Below are 16,743 nucleotides of genomic sequence, written 5' to 3' on the forward strand. Positions count from 1 at the left end.
CAGGGAGCGACTGTCCGGGGCACAGCCTCGCTCTACTCCCCGGTTGACCATATTGCAGGAATCGCGTGCGCTGCAGCGCGGCTCGCTTGCGAGAGAGACTTGGTGCGGTGATACTCTTCTCATCGCTCCTGAACTGAAACGGTCCCGGCGACTTGTTGGCTGGGGGCAGGGCTCTTCAGGTCGGCGGCACGAGGGCGGTTCGAACAGCGCGGAGCGCGACATGAAAGTCAATATCGAGATCGATTGCACGCCGTTGGAGGCGCGGCAATTCTTCGGACTGCCTGACGTCGGCCCGATGCAGACCGCCGTCATGGACAAGCTGCAGCAACAGATGATGAGCAACATCGACAAGATGGCCCCGGAGGCCCTGCTGCAGAGCTGGTTCAGCTTCGATCCCAAGCTGGCGGAGAAGTTTCAGGATCTGTTCGTGACCATGACCGGCCTCGGTGGCCCCCGGTCGAACGACCGGAAATCTGCCTGATCGCCTGCTTGGCATGTCGTCTGAGGCGGCGCCGTCGGCGGCCGCTTGCGTTGGCTTGAGCTGACCTGCACGATCATGGCGGGCGGCTCAACTGCTGCGCCGCCCGATAACAAAGCACACGAACGGGAGGAGCTATGAGCGAGGCCACGGCCATGCCGCCGCTGCAGTTTGCCGAAACCAACGGCATCCGCATGGGCTATTACGAGGCGGGACCGGCTACCGACCGGCCTCCCATGGTGCTGTGCCATGGCTGGCCGGAACTGGCTTTCTCCTGGCGGCATCAGATCAGGGCGCTCGGCGAAGCCGGCATCCGGGTGATCGCACCCGACCAGCGCGGCTATGGGGCGACCGATCGGCCGGAGCCGGTCGAGGCTTATGACCTCGAGAATCTGACCGCCGATCTGGTCGGCCTGCTCGATCATCTGAAGATCGACAAGGCGATCTTTGTCGGTCACGATTGGGGCGGCTTCGTCGTCTGGCAGATGCCCTTGCGCTATCCCGACCGCGTCGCCGGCGTGGTCGGCATCAACACGCCGCATCTTCCCCGCGCGCCCGCCGACCCGATCGATATCATGCGCAAGCGCTTTGGCGAGACGATGTATATCGTCCAGTTCCAGGATCCGGGACGCGAGCCGGACCGGATATTTGGAAGCAGGGTCGAACAGACCTTCGACGCCTTCATGCGCAAGCCGCTGCCGCGCAACGATGCCGATGCGAAGGAGCCGCCGGTCGGCGGCATCGGCGCGGCGAGAACGGTCAACTTGGCCTTTCCGCAGATGGTGGCTGCCTATGACGCCAGTCGCGACAACCGACAGCCGATCCTCTCGGACGATGAAAAGCGGGTGTTTGTCGAGACGTTCAAAAAGACCGGCTTCACCGGCGGGATCAACTGGTACCGCAACATGTCCCGCAATTGGCGGCGATCCGAGGGGCTGGATCACATCGTCCGCGTGCCGTCCCTGATGATCATGGCCGAGAACGATGCCGTGCTGCCGCCGTCTGCTGCGGACGGCATGGAAAGGCTGGTCCCTGACCTCGAGAAATATCTGGTGCGCGACAGCGGCCATTGGACGCAGCAGGAACAGCCGGCGGAGGTCAGCGCCAAGCTGATCGAATGGCGTAGGCGGCGGTTCGGGTGATCTGAAGAGATAAGACTTTCAGCCGATCTTGAGGTGCCTCCCGGCGAACGCATGCGAACGCAGGGACGACACTTTGTTTGCGGCATCAGGTTCTATCCAACTAGTGCCTCGTCACGCCGCCTCGGCGCTGGCGCCGTGCGCATGCGCTGCGATCGCATCGATGATCTGCGGCCATGTCCGGATCGTCAGTGCGTGCCCCATGCCGTCGATCATCAGCAGTTTGGCATTCGGAATCGACTCAGCCGTGTCCCGCCCGCCGGCCGGATGCACCAGCGGATCCCGGGTGCCGTGAATGACCAAGGTCGGCACCTTCACCAAATGCAGCCGTGGTTTGCGGCTGCCGGAGGCCAGGATCGCCCGGAGTTGCCGGGCGACGCCGGCTGCATTGATGCCGCGGGCAAAGCAGCGTTCGGCCAGCGCACGGTCGCGTGCTTCGTCTTCCGGGAAGGAACCGGCCCGCAGCATCTTCCAGGTGAGGGCGAAGCGTTCGATATACTGCTCCTTGGTCTTGGGTGCCGGCATCATCAGCATCATCGCGGCCTCCCGGCTCGGCGGCGGAATCCGCGGATTGCCGGTGGTCGACATGATCGAGGTCAATGACCTCACGCGGTCGGGGAAGGAGAGTGCGACCTCCTGGGCGATCATGCCGCCCATCGAGGCGCCGACCAGATGGGCGGACTTGATATCGAGCACCTCCATCAGCCCGACCGTATCCTTGGCCATGTCGATGAGCTTGTAGGGTGCGGATACCGGGATATGGAAGAAGCGCAGCTTGAGCAGCTCGAACGGCGTCAGCCGCTTGCCGCCGTGCATCTTGCTGGATTGGCCGATGTCGCGATTGTCGAAGCGGATGACGCGAAAGCCGCGGGCAGCGAGCTGCGCGCAGAACTCATCGTCCCAGATCAGCATCTGGCCGCCGAGCCCCATGATCAGCAACAGCGGCTCCGCGCTGGGATCGCCGAAGATCTCGTAGCAGATGTCGATACCATTGGCGCGCGCGATTTGCGGAGGCTGATGAGCAATGGCGGTCACAACTGGGTTCCTCGTTGCAGATCTGGCGGAACTGTATCGCATGTTGCCGAAACCGGGAGAAGGCGGTGCGAAGGCCGCCTCATTCGCCGCATGTCTCGATCGGCTCATGAAGGCTGGCCCATGATATGGTGGCCACCAAGTTTTGAGTCTCGTGATCTCGCTCGGCGACAAGGAGGATGCCGATGGTGGACAAGACGGGTGATGCGATTGCGTTGTGGCAGCAAATGGTCGGCGAGATGCAGAAGAGCTTTGCCGCCTTCGCCAAGCAAGGCTTGGGCTCATCGCCAATGGGACGCCAAGCGGACAACCGGGGAGCGTCCGCTCCGGGAGCGCAGCAACAGATCGCCGATCTGATGGAAAACTATTTCATCGGCATGAACCTGCCCAGCCGCGGCCAGCTCAACGAGATGGTCGAGCGGCTCCGGGCGATCGAGCTCGAATTAAGCGAGATCAAGGTGCTGCTACAGCAGGCGGTCAAGACTGCTCCTTCCAAGCAAACCGCCCCTCGAGCCGGCAAACGCAGCTCTAGGCGTGCAGCCGCGGATGCAGAATCCCCGGACTCGGTGAAACGGCTCGATTAAGCGCTCGGCGGTTCTCCATCCCGCGTAAGGATAGCGATCGTATGTTGCAATGCAATATTTATGTTGCAATGCAACATGTGGCGTGGCATGACTATGAAACCCCGGGTCCATGTGGGCGGGGGAGAAGCCATAGCTCAGCAGAGGATGGAGAAATCAATGACCACTGAAACCAACACTGGGTTCGACAGCGTCAAGCAGGCCTTCGGGCCGATGACCGACGCCCTGAAGAACCTGCAAACGATGGAAATGCCGGAATCCGCGCGCGAGTTCTTCAAGAAGGCCACGTCGACGGCCAAGGAGCGCGTCGCCGATGCTTTCGCCGGCTCGGAAAAGGTGACCGCAGTGATCGAGACCGCTGTTGCTGAGGGTGTCAGCGAAGCGACCAAGATCACCCGCAACATCCAGCAGGCGATCCATCAGGATACCGAGGCGTTCTTTGACGGGCTGGACAAGCTGGCGTTCGCCAAGACCTTCAGCGAGGCGGTCCAGATCCAGTCGGAACTCGCGCGGGCGCGCGGTGAAGCGCTCATCTCGCGGGCGAAGTCGAGCACCGAGTATTTCGGCAAGCTGGTGGCCGATGGCGCCAAGACCATCCAGGACAACCTGTCCAAGGCCTACACCAAGTCGGCCTGATCGCCGTCGGGCCCTCAACGTACTGAATGCCGCCTGGGCCCGCGCTTTGCGGGCCTTCTTTTTTGATCCGTTTGGACCTGCGGTGTCGGAGTGCGACAAAACACGCTATGCGTGGTCACCATGCCGCAGCCGCTCTCCCACATCATCGATCAGCTCAAGCGCGAGCCCTCGCGCACCGGCTCGCTCATCATCACTGTGTTCGGCGACGCCATCGTGCCGCGCGGCGGGACGGTGTGGCTTGGAACGCTGTTGGAATTCTTCGCCGGCCTCGATATCGACGGCAACGTCGTGCGCACGGCGATGTCGCGCCTCACCGCCGAAGGCTGGTTCGAGCGCGGTAAGGTCGGCCGTAACAGCTTCTATCGCCTGGTGAAGCAGGGACAGCAGAGCTTTGCCGCCGCGACCCGCCACATCTACGACCCGCCGCCGACGGAATGGACCGGGAGCTTCGAGCTGCTCCTGATCAGCGGCGCCGATCAGCGCGAGGCGGCGCGCGATGCGCTCAAGAATGCGGGCTTCGGCAGTCCGCTGCCGGGCGTGTTTGTCGCGCCGGCGGGCACCGTCGTACCGGAGGAGGCCCGGGAGGCGCTGCGTCTCGATGCGTCCGCCGCCCCCGACATGGCCCGGCGCCTCTTGGCCGAGAGCTGGACACTGGACCGCACGGCGGAGGCCTATCTGAAGTTCATTGCCACCTTCACGCCGCTGCAGATTTGCCTGCACAAGCAGCAGGCTTTGTCCGAGGGTGACGCCTTCACCGCGCGCATCCTCTTGATCCACCATTACCGCCGCATCGTGCTGCGCGATCCGCTGCTGCCGGCGGAACTGTTGCCGAAGGACTGGCCGGGAGGTCGGGCGCGGAGGCTGTGTGGCGAGATCTATCGCGCCCTGCTGCCTGGTTCCGAGCGCTGGCTCGACCGGCACGCAACCGACGAGAATGGCCCGCTACCGCCAGCCGGGGAGGCGCTCGGCCGCCGTTTCGGCGATTGATGATCTGCGCTGATATATTACAAAAATGGATTGCATAGATTAGATTGTGTTATATATTGCCGGCAACCAAGTCCTGGGAGGACACGTCGCCGCATGTATACGCAGGCGCTCAATACGCCCGAGGAGGGCTCCCTTGCGGAGGACATGGCACAGGCGGCGCGCTTCCAGGCGCGTATCGACGCCGAGGAACGCATCGAGCCCAACGATTGGATGCCGGTCGCCTATCGCAAGACGCTGATCCGGCAGATTTCCCAGCACGCCCATTCCGAGATCGTCGGCATGTTGCCGGAAGGCAATTGGATCACGCGTGCGCCGAGCCTGCGCCGCAAGGCCGCGCTGCTCGCCAAGGTGCAGGACGAGTGTGGCCACGGCCTCTACCTCTACGCCGCCGCCGAAACGCTCGGAGCGTCCCGCGAGGAACTGGTCGACGCGATGCTGGCCGGCAAGGCCAAATATTCCTCGATCTTCAATTATCCGACGCTGACCTGGGCGGACATCGGCGTGATCGGCTGGCTGGTCGATGGCGCTGCGATCATGAACCAGATTCCGCTCTGTCGCTGCTCCTATGGCCCCTATGCGCGCGCGATGATCCGCGTCTGCAAGGAGGAATCCTTCCACCAGCGCCAGGGCTACGAGATCATGCTGACGCTGTGCCGCGGTACGACCGAGCAGAAGGCGATGGCGCAGGATGCGCTGAACCGCTGGTGGTGGCCGGTGCTCATGATGTTCGGTCCGCCCGATCAGGTGAGCCAGCACAGCGACGCTTCCACGAAGTGGAAGATCAAGCGCTTCTCTAACGATGAGCTGAGGCAGAAATTCATCGATGCCACGGTGCCGCAGGCGCAATATCTCGGGCTCGCCATTCCCGATCCCGAGATGACGCAGGACGATAATGGGCATTGGATTCACGGCACGATCGATTGGAATGAGTTCAAGCAGGTGCTCGCCGGCAACGGTCCCTGCAACCGCGACCGCATGGCCGCACGTCGCAAGGCTCACGAAGACGGTGCTTGGGTCCGCGAGGCAGCGGCCGCCTATGCGCGCAAGCGCCGCTATCGCGACACCGCGCAGGCTGCCGAATAGATCGAAGGGAGATCGCCATGGCAACGCCGGACACCCCGCTATGGGAGGTCTTCATCCGCAGTCGTAATGGCCTCGCGCACAAGCATTGCGGCTCGCTGCACGCGCCTGACGCCACCATGGCGTTGCAGGCGGCGCGCGACATCTACACCCGCCGCGGCGAGGGGCTGTCGATCTGGGTGGTGCCGTCGAGCGCGATCACTGCTTCCGACCCCGCCGACAAGGGCATGATGTTCGAGCCAGCTGAGTCGAAGATCTATCGCCACCCGACCTTTTACGAAGTGCCCGATGAGGTCGGGCATATGTGATTGCCGACGGACGTTCAGCCATCCGTCATTGCGAGCGCAGCGAAGCAATCCAGGCTGTGTGCGCGGAGATAGTCTGGATTGCTTCGTCGCGTTGCTCCTCGCAATGACGTCGAGTATGCCGCAGGTATCGAGCATGGCCGCCGCTTCGATCGAAGTCACCGAAACCCCGCTAGTGCTTTACACGCTGCGCCGCGCCGACGATGCGCTGATCCTCGGTCATCGGCTGTCCGAATGGTGCGGCCACGCGCCCATGCTCGAAGAGGATATGGCGCTGTCGAACATGGCGCTCGACCTGATCGGCCAGGCGCGCGAACTTTATGGCTACGCCGCGAAAGTCGAAGCTCGCGACAATGACGAGGACGCGCTCGCTTATCTCCGCGACGTGAGACAATACCGCAACCTGCTGCTGGTCGAGCGTCCCAATGGCGACTTCGCCTATACGATGGTGCGGCAATGGTTCTATTCGGCCTTCGCCGATCGCTATTGGCAGGCGATGATGCGCTCCAACGACGCGACACTTGCGGCGATCGCAGCGAAGTCGGAAAAAGAGAGCGCCTATCACCTGCGCCACGCGAGCGAATGGATCATCCGGCTCGGCGACGGCACCGATCAAAGCCATGCGCGGGCGCAGGCGGCCATCGACGACCTCTGGGCCTATACCGGCGAGATGTTCAGCATCGATGACAGCGAGCGCGGGTTGATCGACGCCGGGGTTGCGATCGATCCGACGACGCTGCTACCGGATTGGCTGGCGGCGGTGTCGCAGATCGCGCGCGAAGCCACGCTGGTTCTGCCGGAGAACGACTGGATGCAGCAGGGTGGCCGCGACGGACGCCACAGCGAGCATCTCGGCCACCTGCTGAGCGAGCTGCAATATATGCAGCGCAGTTTTCCGGGCGCTACATGGTAGCGACTGCGACCAGCGACGCCGATCTGCGCCAGCGCGCCTGGGAGGCTGCCGCGAGCGTGACCGATCCGGAAATTCCGGTATTGACGATCGATGATCTCGGCGTGCTGCGCGAGGTCGAGGTCAGCGGCGACCGCGTCGAGGTCGCTGTGACCCCGACCTATTCCGGTTGTCCCGCGATGAACATGATCGCGCTGGAGATCGAGCTTGCGCTCGAGCGCGCCGGCTTTCGTGAGATTCACGTGCGCACCGTATTGTCGCCGGCCTGGACGACGGATTGGATGAGCGAGGAGGGCCGCCGCAAGCTGAGGGAATACGGTATCGCGCCGCCACTAGCCGCAAATAGCCGCCGTGCGCTGTTCGGCCTCGAGCAGGTGAGCTGTCCGCAATGCGGTTCTGCGGAGACGGAGCTGTTGTCCGAATTTGGCTCGACCTCGTGCAAGGCGCTGTGGCGCTGCAAAGCCTGCCGCGAACCGTTCGATTATTTCAAGTGCCACTAGCTCATGAACATCCGTCATTGCGAGCGCAACGAGGCAATCCAGAATGCCCGGATGGCAAGAGCCTGGATTGCTTCGTCGCGTTGCTCCTCGCAATGACGGAGGGATAGGTTCGATGTCCACTCCGCGCTTCCATCATCTCGCTGTCAACGACCTGCGCCGCGAGGCGCCTGATGCGGTCTCGCTGACGTTTGCGATTCCCCGCGAGCTTGCCGGCGACTATCATTTCTCGCCCGGGCAATATCTCACCCTGCGCACCACGCTCGGCGGCGAGGAGGTGAGGCGGTCCTACTCGATCTGCTCAGGCCCCGATGACGGCGAGATCCGCATTGCGGTGAAGCGCGTCGATGGCGGCGCGTTCTCCAGTTTCGTGACCGATGAACTGAAGTGCGGCGATGAGCTCGACGTGATGACGCCGACCGGCCGCTTCGGCGTAGCACCCGAGCCGGATGCGGCACGCATCCATGTCGGCTTCGCGGCCGGCTCCGGGATCACGCCGATCCTGTCGATCATCAAGGGCGTGCTGGCGCGCGAGCCGAAGAGCCGATTCTTCCTGTTCTACGGCAACCGCGCCACCGCGGGTATGCTGTTTCGCGAAGAGCTGGAGGAGCTCAAGGACCGCTACCTCGATCGGTTGTCGATATTCCATGTCATCTCCGGCGAGGAGCAGGACATCCCGATCCTGCACGGTCGCCTCGATGCCGAGAAGGTGAGGGTGCTGTTGCGTTCGCTGGTGCCGGCCGAGAGCGTCGACCATGTCTTCATCTGCGGTCCCTCGGGCATGAGCGACGAGCTCGAGCCGACCTGCCGTGAGCTCGGCATCGCCGCAGACCGCATTCATGTCGAGCGCTTCGTCTCCGGGCTCGGCGGCAAGCCGCGGCCGAAAGCGGTCGTGCCAGCGTCGGCGCCGCCAAAGGCAATGGCGGCCCTGATCATCGACGGCAAGCGGCGCGAGGTGCCGGTCGCCGAGGGCGAGGCGATCCTCGACGCCGCATTGCGCGCCGGCGTCGATCTGCCCTTTGCCTGCAAGGGCGGCATGTGTTCGACCTGCCGCGCCCGGCTCGTCGAAGGCAAAGCGGAAATGGAACTGAACTATTCACTGGAGCCGTGGGAGCTCAAGGCCGGTTTCGTGCTCACCTGCCAGGCCAAACCGACGACGGAGCGCGTCGTCGTGGATTACGATCATATGTAACCGCGGCGTCATTGCGAGCGAAGCGAAGCAATCCAGTATGCGTCCGTCTTGAAAGTCTGGATTGCTTCGTCGCTTTGCTCCTCGCAATGACGACGGTGAGTGCGAACTTGATTAATCCTTCGGCCTACTGTCCTTCACGCGTTTGGCCTTGCCGGCCGAGCGCTCCAGCGTGTCGGGGGCCACCACCTTCACCTTCGCAGTCAGGCCGATCGTGTTCTTGATGTGCGTGGAGATGAAGTCGGCATGGCCAGTCAATCCGCTGCCGTCCCAGACCTCCTGCCGCGCCTCGGCGAAGATCGTCAGCTCGTCCATGCGGCCGTCGCGCGTCAGCTCCAGCATGAAGTGGCCGCCGCACCAGTCGGTCGCCAGCAAGATTTCCTCGATCTGGGTCGGGAACAGGTTGACGCCGCGCAGGATGATCATGTCGTCGGAGCGTCCCGTGACCTTCTCCATCCGTCGCATGCCGGGCCGCGCTGTGCCGGGTAACAAGCGCGTCAGGTCGCGGGTGCGATAGCGGATCACGGGAAAGGCTTCCTTGGTCAGCGAGGTGAACACCAGCTCGCCCATCTCGCCTTCCGGCAGCACCGCGCCGGTGTCGGGGTCGATGATCTCCGGATAGAAATGATCCTCCCAGATGTGCAGGCCGTCCTTGGTCTCCAGGCATTCCTGCGCGACGCCGGGACCGATCACCTCCGAGAGCCCGTAGATGTCGGTCGCGTCCATGGCGAAGGCGTCCTCGATCTCGGCACGCATCGCGTTGGTCCAGGGTTCGGCGCCGAAGATGCCGAGCTTGAGCGAGCTCTGCCGTGGATCGAGGTTCTGCCGCTTGAACTCATCAAGGATCGCCAGCATGTAGCTCGGCGTCACCGTGATGATCTCGGGCCGGAAGTCGTTGATCAGCTGCACCTGACGCTCGGTCATGCCGCCGGAGATCGGCACCACGGTGCAGCCGAGCTGCTCGGCGCCGTAATGCACGCCTAAGCCGCCCGTGAACAGGCCATAGCCATAGGCATTGTGGATGATCATGCCACGTCGGCCGCCGGCGGCGCGGATCGAGCGCGCCATTACGCTCGACCATGTCGCGATGTCGGCCCTGGTGTAGCCGACCACGGTCGGCTTGCCGGTGGTGCCGGAAGAGGCGTGGATACGGACCAGCTGCTCGCGCGGGACCGCGAACATGCCGAACGGGTAATTGTCGCGGAGGTCGGTCTTCGAGGTGAACGGAAACTTGGCGAGATCGGAGAGGTCGCGAAAGTCGGACGGGTGCGCGCCGATACGGTCGAACGCGCGCTTGTAATGCGCGACGTTGTCATAGGCGTGCTTGAGCGACCAGGCCAGCCGTTCGGTCTGCAGCGTCATGATCTGGTCGCGCGAGGCGCGCTCGGTCTCGTCCATCTCAGGCACGTAGCCGTCCGGCTGTGATTGGGATCTGGTGAGGGCCATGGCTCTTTGTTCTCCGGCGTCAGCTTGGGCCGTGGGCATCGCCGACGGTCACGAGCGTGCCGCCGATGCTGCGGGAGTGGCCGCGGAATTCTGCGATGACGACTTCGCCTGCAAAGACGCGAACGTCGTAGATGCCGGAGCGTCCGCTCCGCGAGATTTCGGTCGCACGCGCGATGAGACGGTCGCCGAGCTTGCCTGGGCGGATGAAGGTGATGCTGCCTTGCGCCGCCACGGTGCGCTCATTGTGGGTGTTGCAGGCAAAGGCGAAGGCAGAATCGGCGAGTGTGAAGATAAAACCGCCATGGGCGATGCCGTGACCGTTGACCATGTGCGGCTGAATCGTCATCTGCAGCGTTGCCCGGCCCGGGCCGATCTCGACGATCTCCATGCCGAGCCCCTGGCTCGCCCGGTCGTCCTTCCACATGGCCTCGGCGCAGGCTCGCGCCAGCGCCTCCGGCGAAGCTCGCTCGCCGGTCATCGCCATATCTCCAACCGCCGGCGAATCTCCGGTTGCGCAGCCACGGCGTTCTCTCCCAATGGTGCTTGTTGGAACAAGCTTTCTGAACTAGTTAAACACGCATCGTGGCAAAGATTCCGCGCGCGTCAAGCGAAAGCCGGTGATGCCCCGGCATCGCTGTCCCCGTTTCCGTGCTGCAAGAAGGATCCCGCCATTGCGCGAAGCCGCCGATCTGGCTGTCATCGCCGGTCTTGTGATCGGCCTCGTCTATGGCGCGGTGGGGCTCTTGAGCGGGTTTTGCATGATGAGCTCGTTGCGCGGCTGGTGGGCGGGCGGCGACAGTCGTCTGGTCCGCACCTACGCCCTGGCGATGGGCGTCGCCATCTTGGCCACGCAGATGTTGGCCATCGAGGGCTTCGTTGACCTTGGCAAGTCGATCTATCTGCAGCCGACCTTCTCCGTACCCGTGATGTTCGCCGGCGGCCTGCTGTTCGGCTATGGCATGGTGCTGGCGAACGGCTGCGGCTCGCGGGCCCTGGTGCTGCTCGGACGTGGCAATCTGCGCTCCTTCGTCGTGGTGGTTGTGCTCGGGATCGTGGCCGAGATGACCTTGAAGGGACTGATCGCGCCGGTGCGGATTGCGCTTGTGCAGGCTTCGCAGGCCACGACGACAGCGACGTCTTTGCCGGCCTTGCTGTCGAGCGGCGGGCTGCATGGCGCGTCGGCTCGGCTGTTGCCGGCACTTGTTCTGTCCGGTGCGCTTCTCAGCTTTGCCTTCGCACATCGCCGGTTTCGCCGCGCACCGGGCCAGATCGCCGCAGGGCTCCTGGTCGGGCTTCTGATCGCGGCCGGATGGTTCGCGACCGGATATCTCGGGGCCGACGATTTCAATCCGGTGCCGGTGGCATCGCTGACCTTCGTCGCGCCGATCGCCGACAGCCTGCAATACGTGATGCTCTCGACCGGCCTCACGGTCAATTTCGGTGTTGCCACGGTCGGTGGTGTTCTGGCCGGCAGCTTCGGGACGGCCCTGCTGACGAGGCGCTTCAAGCTCGAAGGCTTCCATTCGCCTCGTCATATGCTGCGGTCGGCCGGCGGAGCGGCGTTGATGGGCGTCGGCGGCGTGATGGCATTGGGCTGCTCGGTCGGGCAGGGGCTGACTGGCCTGTCGACCCTGGCGCTGGCCTCGTTCGTCGCCGTCGCCGGCATCTTTGCCGGCACGGCACTGGGCTTGCGCGGGGCGCTGCGGGTTCAGCCGCTGGCGCATGAGCCGGGACAGGCTCTCAAGAGCGAGCCCGCGCGCTGAGGCCCGTTCAGTCCGCTCGCCGCGTGAGAATACGGATCTCCGAGGTCAGGGTCCGATGCACCGGGCACTTGTCGGCGATCTCCATCAGCTTCGCACGCTGGGCCTCGTCGAGCGCGCCGTCCATGACGATCACCCGTTCGATCTGATCGATCAGGCCGACCTTGGTCTCGCACTCCGCGCAATCTTCTGCGTGGATCTTGCTGTGCGTCAGCCGCACGGTGACGCGATCGAGCGGCAGGAATTTGCGTTCGGCATAAAGGCGCAACGTCATCGAGGTGCAGGCGCCAAGCGCGGTCAGCAGGAAGTCGTAAGGGCCGGGCCCCGAGTCCTGGCCGCCGGCCGCGATCGGCTCGTCGGCTGTGAGCTGGTGCGGGCCGACACTGATCGTCTGCTGGAATTTGCTGCTGCGGGTCTCGCGCACGACCACTTCGCGCGGGCCCTCATCCGCTGCCGCGGCCGTCGGCTGTGACACCGGCGGTTCGATGTAGCGGCTCGCCCAGCTCGCGACGACGTCTGCGATATAGGTGGCGTCCTGTTTGCTGCTGACGAGATGGTCGGCATGGTCGAGCGAGACGAAGCTCTTCGGGTGCTTGGCGGTGACGAAGATGCGCGTGGCGTTGTCGATACCCACGGTGTCATCGACAGGCGAATGCATGACGAGCAGCGCCTTGTGCAGGTGAACGACCTTGTCGAGCAGACGCTGCTCGGCGACGTCATCGAGAAAGGAGCGGCTGATGCGGAACGGCCGGCCGGCGAGCGAGACCTCGGCCGAGCCTTGGACGCGGATGTCCTCGATCTTGTCCTTGAACAAACCCGCGACATGGGCGGGATCGGAGGGCGCCGCGATCGTGACCACGGCTTTGGCCTCCGGGATCTCCGCGGCCGCGGCGAGCATGGCGGGGCCGCCGAGGCTGTGGCCGATCAGGAGCGCCGGCGCGGCCCGCGTCTCGCGCAGGTGGTCGGCCGCACGGATGAGGTCGGCAACGTTGGAGGAAAAGGCCGTGTTGGCGAAGTCGCCTTCGCTGGAGCCGAGCCCGGTGAAATCGAAACGCAGCACCGCGATGCCGTGGGCTGCGAGCGCCATTGCGATCCGTCGCGCCGCGTGGGTTTCCTTGCCGCAGGAGAAGCAATGCGCAAACAGCGCATAGGCGTGCGGCTGGCCATCCGGCAGATCGAGCGCAGCGGCCAGCTTCTCGCCATTTGCGCCGTCAAACTGGAAACGTTCGGTCGGCATCGTCTGGTCCCCAATCGTTGCGTCTCAACCACCGCTCAAGCCGAGGGCGCGGACGACCTCAGCAGTTTCACTCGCGACACAGCAATGGTCAGTCTCGAGGCGGCAAAAGTTGAATTTCCTGTTCGCCGTTCCGGATCACTGACCGCAGGTCTTGGGCGACGATATCGGAGATCCATCGGACGAGTGCTGGAAGGGCTTCGTCCTTCGCTCGCCGACGAAGTTCGGGCAAGTCCCGCTCCATCGCGGTGCCCACTTTGATGTGGAGACGTTCAAAAGGCACGTGGCCGTTTGGCGGCCAGTATCGTGCATCAAACAGCCGCCTGCCGTGGCTACGAACGAGATGGATGTGAATTCCGATGTTTGCCTTCGTGAGTGCCTCGACGATGACGGAGGGCTTGAGGAGATAGCCATAGCCTTTCGGGATCTCGCCCGTCTCTGAGGTAAATTCCATGCTCCATCTCCGGCGCTTTTCTTCATGACGAGGCCGCCCCTTGTCACTCCGAATAGCGCTGCTCGGCCCAGGGATCGCCGCGATTATGATAGCCGCGCACCTCCCAATAGCCGGGCGCATCCTCGTCGAGAAATTCGATCCCCTTGAGCCATTTGGCGCTCTTCCAGAAATACAGATGCGGCACGACGACCCTGACGGGACCGCCATGCTCGCCGGTCAAGGGAACGCCGGACCAGCTGTGCGCGAGCAGCGCGTCCGCAGCCGCGAAATCCTCGAGCGAAAGATTTGTGGTGTAGCCATCATAGGAATGCAGCACGACGAAATCCGCCGCGTCGCGCGGCCGGCAGGCGGCGAGCAGGTCGCGTGTCGAAAGCCCTTCCCACTGGTTGTCGTAGCGCGACCAGGTGGTCACGCAATGGATGTCGGAGACGAACTGGCGCTGGTCCTGGGCGAGGAAGGTCGGAAAGTCCCAGTACAGCGGATTTTCCACCGTGCCGTAGACGTCGAGCCGCCAGCGTTCGCGCGAGATCCCGGGCGTGAGCCCGAGATCAAGCACGGGCCAGTCCCGCGTCAGGTGCTGTCCCGGCGGCAGCCGCTGATCCTCGGGCCGCACGATCTTGCCGGTGAGGAACTTGCCTTCGCTGGCCCAGCGCTGCTTGCTGCGGGTGAGCTTGCTCTCGGGCGGAACCTCGTCCCCGTCGGCCATTTCAACACCTCATTCGTGCCGATGCATGGCAGAAGCATGCTTGGTGTCGCGCATCGTCGCATAGATGATCAGCGACAGGAAGATGATGCCGGACAGATAATAATAGAACCAGGTCTCGTGTCCGATGCTCTTGAAATAGAGCGCGATGGCCGGCGCCGTGCCGCCGAAGATCGAGACCGTCAGCGCATAGGGGACGCCGACGCCGAGCGCGCGCACATTGGTCGGGAACAGTTCGGCCTTCACCACCGCGTTGATCGAGGTGTAGCCGGCGGTGAAGATCCAGGCGCCGCAGATCAGGAGGAAGGCGATGAACGGCTCCTTCGTCTCCTTCAGCAATGTCAGGATCGGAATGGTCGCAAGCGTGCCGGCGACGCCGAAGAAGATCAGAAGCGGCTTGCGGCCGATCTTATCGGAGATCGCGCCATAGATCGGCTGCAGGATGGTCGCGAACAACAGCGAGCCGAAGATCACGGTCGTGGTCTGGTCTGCGGTGAGGCCGACCGAAAGCTTCACGAACGTCTGCATGTAGGTGGTGAAGGTGTAGAACGCCGCGGTGCCGCCGGCGGTGAGGCCGACCACCAGCAACAGCTCCCGCGGATATTTGAACAGCTGGACGATCGAGCCGGAGGGACGGACCTTCTTCTTCGCTTCGACGAAGGCTTCGGTCTCTTGCAGGTTCCGTCGCATCACCGCGACGAAGATCGCGAGCCCCGCGCCGATCGCGAATGGAATGCGCCAGCCCCAGTCCTTCAGCTGATCGGGTGTCAGGAACACCTTCTGCAGCAGCAGAAGCACGATGATCGCCGTGAGCTGGCCGCCGATCAGCGTCACATATTGGAAGCTCGAATAGAAGCCGCGGTGCTTGGCGTCCGCGACTTCGCTGAGATAGGTGGCGCTGGCGCCATATTCGCCGCCGAGGCTCAGGCCTTCGATCACGCGCGCCACAGCCAGGATGATCGGTGCGGCGATTCCGATCGACGCATAGGTCGGCGTCACCGCGATGATCAGCGAGCCGAAGCACATGCAGAGCACCGAGACCGTCAGCGACAGCCTGCGGCCGAAATGGTCGGCGATATAGCCGAACAGCCAGCCGCCCAAGGGGCGCATCAGGAAGGTGGCCGCGAACACCACGGCGGCATTGAGCTGCTCGACGACCGGGTCCTTCGACGGAAAGAAGGCTGGTGCAAAATACAGCGCGAAAGCCGTGTAGGCGTAAAAATCGTACCATTCGACCAGGTTGCCGGCTGAGCCGATCAGGATCGCACGGATCCGGCGCTCTACATCGACGAACGTTGTCGTTTCTTGTCTTGCAGGCTGCAGCGCCTGGTCTGTCATTTCAAGTCTCCGGGAACGCGATTGTTGGGGCCCTTCTACGGCACGCGACCGGATTGTCAAAATGTCAAAAGTATATCGGTCTGGCCTGCGCCGGGTGCGCTTCGTCAGTCCCGGGTGGCGTCACGGTGCGCCACATCCTCGTCCGCAGCAGGGGCGGAGCAGGGCAGTTACGCCCAGCCGGCGGCTATGCCGCCGTCGACGGTAAAAATCACGCCAGACGTATAGCCGGAGCGGTCGGAGGCGAGAAACATCATCAGATCGGCGATCTCGCGCGGATGCGCCGGCCGGCCCAGCGGCAGGCTCTTCTGGAATTCCCGGTAACGGCTTTCGTCGCCGAACAGGTCGCGGGCGCGGGTCTTGAGCAGCGTTACGTGGCGGTCGGTCCCGACCGGCCCGGGATTGATGCCGACGACGCGGATGTTGTCGGCAAGGCTCTTGGAGCCGAGCGCACGGGTGAACGCCATCAACGCTGCATTGCCGGCGCTGCCGCAGATGTAGTTGGCGTCGAACTTTTCACCGGCCGCGCCGATATCGTTGACGATCACGCCGTGGCCGCGGGCCTTCATCTGCGCATAGACGAGCCGGGTCAGATTGATGAAGCCGAACACCTTGAGGTCCCAGGCATGGCGCCAGGTCGCCTCGTCGATCTTGTCGAGCGAACCGCCGGGAATGTCGCCGGCATTGTTGACGAGGATGTCGATGTCTGCGGCTTCCTGCGCAAGCCTGGTGACATCTTCCGGCTTTCGCAGGTCGACGACGTGGGCTGCGGTATCGATCTGGTGTTGGGCACGAAGCCGGTCGGCAAGCGCTTTCAGTTGATCGCCGCTTCGCGCGGCGAGGCGGAGATGGCAGCCTTCCTCGGCGAAAGCCTCGGCCGCGGCGGCGCCGATACCTTTGGAAGCGCCGGTGATGAGGATGCGCTTGCCGGACAAATGCAGATCCATGGGATGACTCGGGGGCTGGTGGGGCGGAGA

At 63.8% G+C, this 16,743-nt stretch carries 19 protein-coding genes; 11 read left to right on the top strand and 8 right to left on the bottom strand.

Translation table 11 applies throughout. The features are described 5' to 3' along the window. The first annotated feature begins 220 nt into the window (after positions 1 to 220). Positions 221 to 481 (top strand): DUF6489 family protein, encoded by a 261-nt coding sequence (locus QX071_RS23685; protein WP_315706295.1) that lies wholly within the window; start codon positions 221 to 223, stop codon positions 479 to 481. 134 nt (positions 482 to 615) lie between these two features. Further along, positions 616 to 1,620 (top strand): alpha/beta hydrolase, encoded by a 1,005-nt coding sequence (locus tag QX071_RS23690; RefSeq protein WP_315706294.1) that lies wholly within the window; start codon positions 616 to 618, stop codon positions 1,618 to 1,620. A gap of 111 nt (positions 1,621 to 1,731) precedes the next feature. Here the strand turns inward: QX071_RS23690 and QX071_RS23695 are convergent, their stop codons facing one another. After that, entirely contained in the window at positions 1,732 to 2,652 is a 921-nt protein-coding gene (locus QX071_RS23695; protein WP_315706293.1) for an alpha/beta hydrolase, read from the bottom strand. A 182-nt stretch (positions 2,653 to 2,834) separates the two neighbouring features. Between QX071_RS23695 and QX071_RS23700 the strand changes: the two genes are divergently transcribed. The 8 genes from QX071_RS23700 (at position 2,835) to paaE (ending at position 8,837) form a co-directional block, all read left to right on the top strand. Next, the gene (locus QX071_RS23700; protein ID WP_315706292.1) at positions 2,835 to 3,233 is read left to right on the top strand and encodes a hypothetical protein; all 399 of its coding nucleotides are present in this window, start codon (positions 2,835 to 2,837) and stop codon (positions 3,231 to 3,233) included. 156 nt (positions 3,234 to 3,389) lie between these two features. Then, entirely contained in the window at positions 3,390 to 3,866 is a 477-nt protein-coding gene (locus tag QX071_RS23705) for a phasin family protein (RefSeq protein ID WP_315706291.1), read from the top strand. A 120-nt stretch (positions 3,867 to 3,986) separates the two neighbouring features. Next, entirely contained in the window at positions 3,987 to 4,853 is an 867-nt protein-coding gene (gene paaX, locus QX071_RS23710; RefSeq protein WP_315706357.1) for a phenylacetic acid degradation operon negative regulatory protein PaaX, read from the top strand. 93 nt (positions 4,854 to 4,946) lie between these two features. After that, the gene (gene paaA, locus QX071_RS23715; protein WP_315706290.1) at positions 4,947 to 5,936 is read left to right on the top strand and encodes a 1,2-phenylacetyl-CoA epoxidase subunit PaaA; all 990 of its coding nucleotides are present in this window, start codon (positions 4,947 to 4,949) and stop codon (positions 5,934 to 5,936) included. Between the two features lie 17 nt (positions 5,937 to 5,953). Next, complete coding sequence (gene paaB, locus QX071_RS23720) at positions 5,954 to 6,241, top strand: 1,2-phenylacetyl-CoA epoxidase subunit PaaB (protein ID WP_315706289.1); 288 nt, start codon at positions 5,954 to 5,956, stop codon at positions 6,239 to 6,241. Between the two features lie 133 nt (positions 6,242 to 6,374). Further along, the gene (paaC, locus tag QX071_RS23725; protein ID WP_315706288.1) at positions 6,375 to 7,151 is read left to right on the top strand and encodes a 1,2-phenylacetyl-CoA epoxidase subunit PaaC; all 777 of its coding nucleotides are present in this window, start codon (positions 6,375 to 6,377) and stop codon (positions 7,149 to 7,151) included. Further along, a complete protein-coding gene (gene paaD, locus QX071_RS23730) occupies positions 7,145 to 7,648 on the top strand; it encodes a 1,2-phenylacetyl-CoA epoxidase subunit PaaD (protein WP_315706287.1) in 504 nt (167 codons plus the stop codon). The genes paaC and paaD overlap by 7 nt, the downstream gene beginning before the upstream one ends. A gap of 112 nt (positions 7,649 to 7,760) precedes the next feature. Beyond that, positions 7,761 to 8,837, top strand: a complete 1,077-nt coding sequence (gene paaE / locus QX071_RS23735; protein ID WP_315706286.1) for a 1,2-phenylacetyl-CoA epoxidase subunit PaaE — start codon at positions 7,761 to 7,763, stop codon at positions 8,835 to 8,837. Between the two features lie 111 nt (positions 8,838 to 8,948). On the opposite strand, the gene paaK is transcribed toward paaE, so the two are convergent. Both paaK and paaI read right to left on the bottom strand, forming a co-directional pair. Next, positions 8,949 to 10,280 carry a phenylacetate--CoA ligase PaaK gene (gene paaK, locus QX071_RS23740; RefSeq protein WP_315706285.1) on the bottom strand — a complete coding sequence of 444 codons (1,332 nt, stop codon included), beginning with the start codon at positions 10,278 to 10,280 and terminating at the stop codon, positions 8,949 to 8,951. A 19-nt stretch (positions 10,281 to 10,299) separates the two neighbouring features. Continuing rightward, entirely contained in the window at positions 10,300 to 10,758 is a 459-nt protein-coding gene (gene paaI, locus QX071_RS23745) for a hydroxyphenylacetyl-CoA thioesterase PaaI (protein WP_315706284.1), read from the bottom strand. Positions 10,759 to 10,978: 220 nt separating this feature from the next. Here paaI and QX071_RS23750 point away from each other — a divergent pair, with 220 nt between their 5' ends. After that, entirely contained in the window at positions 10,979 to 12,043 is a 1,065-nt protein-coding gene (locus QX071_RS23750) for a YeeE/YedE family protein (protein ID WP_315706356.1), read from the top strand. A gap of 7 nt (positions 12,044 to 12,050) precedes the next feature. On the opposite strand, the gene QX071_RS23755 is transcribed toward QX071_RS23750, so the two are convergent. The 5 genes from QX071_RS23755 to QX071_RS23775 form a co-directional block, all read right to left on the bottom strand. Further along, positions 12,051 to 13,277, bottom strand: a complete 1,227-nt coding sequence (locus QX071_RS23755) for a bifunctional alpha/beta hydrolase/OsmC family protein (RefSeq protein WP_315706283.1) — start codon at positions 13,275 to 13,277, stop codon at positions 12,051 to 12,053. Between the two features lie 88 nt (positions 13,278 to 13,365). After that, positions 13,366 to 13,728: a hypothetical protein gene (locus QX071_RS23760; RefSeq protein WP_315706282.1), complete on the bottom strand. Its 363-nt coding sequence runs from the start codon at positions 13,726 to 13,728 to the stop codon at positions 13,366 to 13,368. A gap of 43 nt (positions 13,729 to 13,771) precedes the next feature. Continuing rightward, positions 13,772 to 14,434 carry a sulfite oxidase-like oxidoreductase gene (locus tag QX071_RS23765; protein ID WP_315706281.1) on the bottom strand — a complete coding sequence of 221 codons (663 nt, stop codon included), beginning with the start codon at positions 14,432 to 14,434 and terminating at the stop codon, positions 13,772 to 13,774. A 9-nt stretch (positions 14,435 to 14,443) separates the two neighbouring features. Continuing rightward, positions 14,444 to 15,769 (bottom strand): MFS transporter, encoded by a 1,326-nt coding sequence (locus QX071_RS23770; RefSeq protein WP_315706280.1) that lies wholly within the window; start codon positions 15,767 to 15,769, stop codon positions 14,444 to 14,446. Positions 15,770 to 15,936: 167 nt separating this feature from the next. After that, positions 15,937 to 16,713 (bottom strand): SDR family oxidoreductase, encoded by a 777-nt coding sequence (locus tag QX071_RS23775; RefSeq protein ID WP_315706279.1) that lies wholly within the window; start codon positions 16,711 to 16,713, stop codon positions 15,937 to 15,939. Positions 16,714 to 16,743 lie beyond the last annotated feature (30 nt).

It is taken from the genome of Bradyrhizobium sp. SZCCHNS1022, from assembly GCF_032484835.1.
Classification (GTDB): Bacteria; Pseudomonadota; Alphaproteobacteria; order Rhizobiales; family Xanthobacteraceae; genus Bradyrhizobium.

Coding starts and splice junctions, on each gene's coding strand:
- QX071_RS23685 (WP_315706295.1), top strand. CDS start 221: ATGAAAGTCAATATCGAGATCGATTGCACGCCGTTGGAGGCGCGGCAA.
- QX071_RS23690 (WP_315706294.1), top strand. CDS start 616: ATGAGCGAGGCCACGGCCATGCCGCCGCTGCAGTTTGCCGAAACCAAC.
- QX071_RS23700 (WP_315706292.1), top strand. CDS start 2,835: ATGGTGGACAAGACGGGTGATGCGATTGCGTTGTGGCAGCAAATGGTC.
- QX071_RS23705 (WP_315706291.1), top strand. CDS start 3,390: ATGACCACTGAAACCAACACTGGGTTCGACAGCGTCAAGCAGGCCTTC.
- paaX (WP_315706357.1), top strand. CDS start 3,987: ATGCCGCAGCCGCTCTCCCACATCATCGATCAGCTCAAGCGCGAGCCC.
- paaA (WP_315706290.1), top strand. CDS start 4,947: ATGTATACGCAGGCGCTCAATACGCCCGAGGAGGGCTCCCTTGCGGAG.
- paaB (WP_315706289.1), top strand. CDS start 5,954: ATGGCAACGCCGGACACCCCGCTATGGGAGGTCTTCATCCGCAGTCGT.
- paaC (WP_315706288.1), top strand. CDS start 6,375: ATGGCCGCCGCTTCGATCGAAGTCACCGAAACCCCGCTAGTGCTTTAC.
- paaD (WP_315706287.1), top strand. CDS start 7,145: ATGGTAGCGACTGCGACCAGCGACGCCGATCTGCGCCAGCGCGCCTGG.
- paaE (WP_315706286.1), top strand. CDS start 7,761: ATGTCCACTCCGCGCTTCCATCATCTCGCTGTCAACGACCTGCGCCGC.
- paaK (WP_315706285.1), bottom strand. CDS start 10,280: ATGGCCCTCACCAGATCCCAATCACAGCCGGACGGCTACGTGCCTGAG.
- paaI (WP_315706284.1), bottom strand. CDS start 10,758: ATGACCGGCGAGCGAGCTTCGCCGGAGGCGCTGGCGCGAGCCTGCGCC.
- QX071_RS23755 (WP_315706283.1), bottom strand. CDS start 13,277: ATGCCGACCGAACGTTTCCAGTTTGACGGCGCAAATGGCGAGAAGCTG.
- QX071_RS23760 (WP_315706282.1), bottom strand. CDS start 13,728: ATGGAATTTACCTCAGAGACGGGCGAGATCCCGAAAGGCTATGGCTAT.
- QX071_RS23765 (WP_315706281.1), bottom strand. CDS start 14,434: ATGGCCGACGGGGACGAGGTTCCGCCCGAGAGCAAGCTCACCCGCAGC.
- QX071_RS23770 (WP_315706280.1), bottom strand. CDS start 15,769: ATGACAGACCAGGCGCTGCAGCCTGCAAGACAAGAAACGACAACGTTC.
- QX071_RS23775 (WP_315706279.1), bottom strand. CDS start 16,713: ATGGATCTGCATTTGTCCGGCAAGCGCATCCTCATCACCGGCGCTTCC.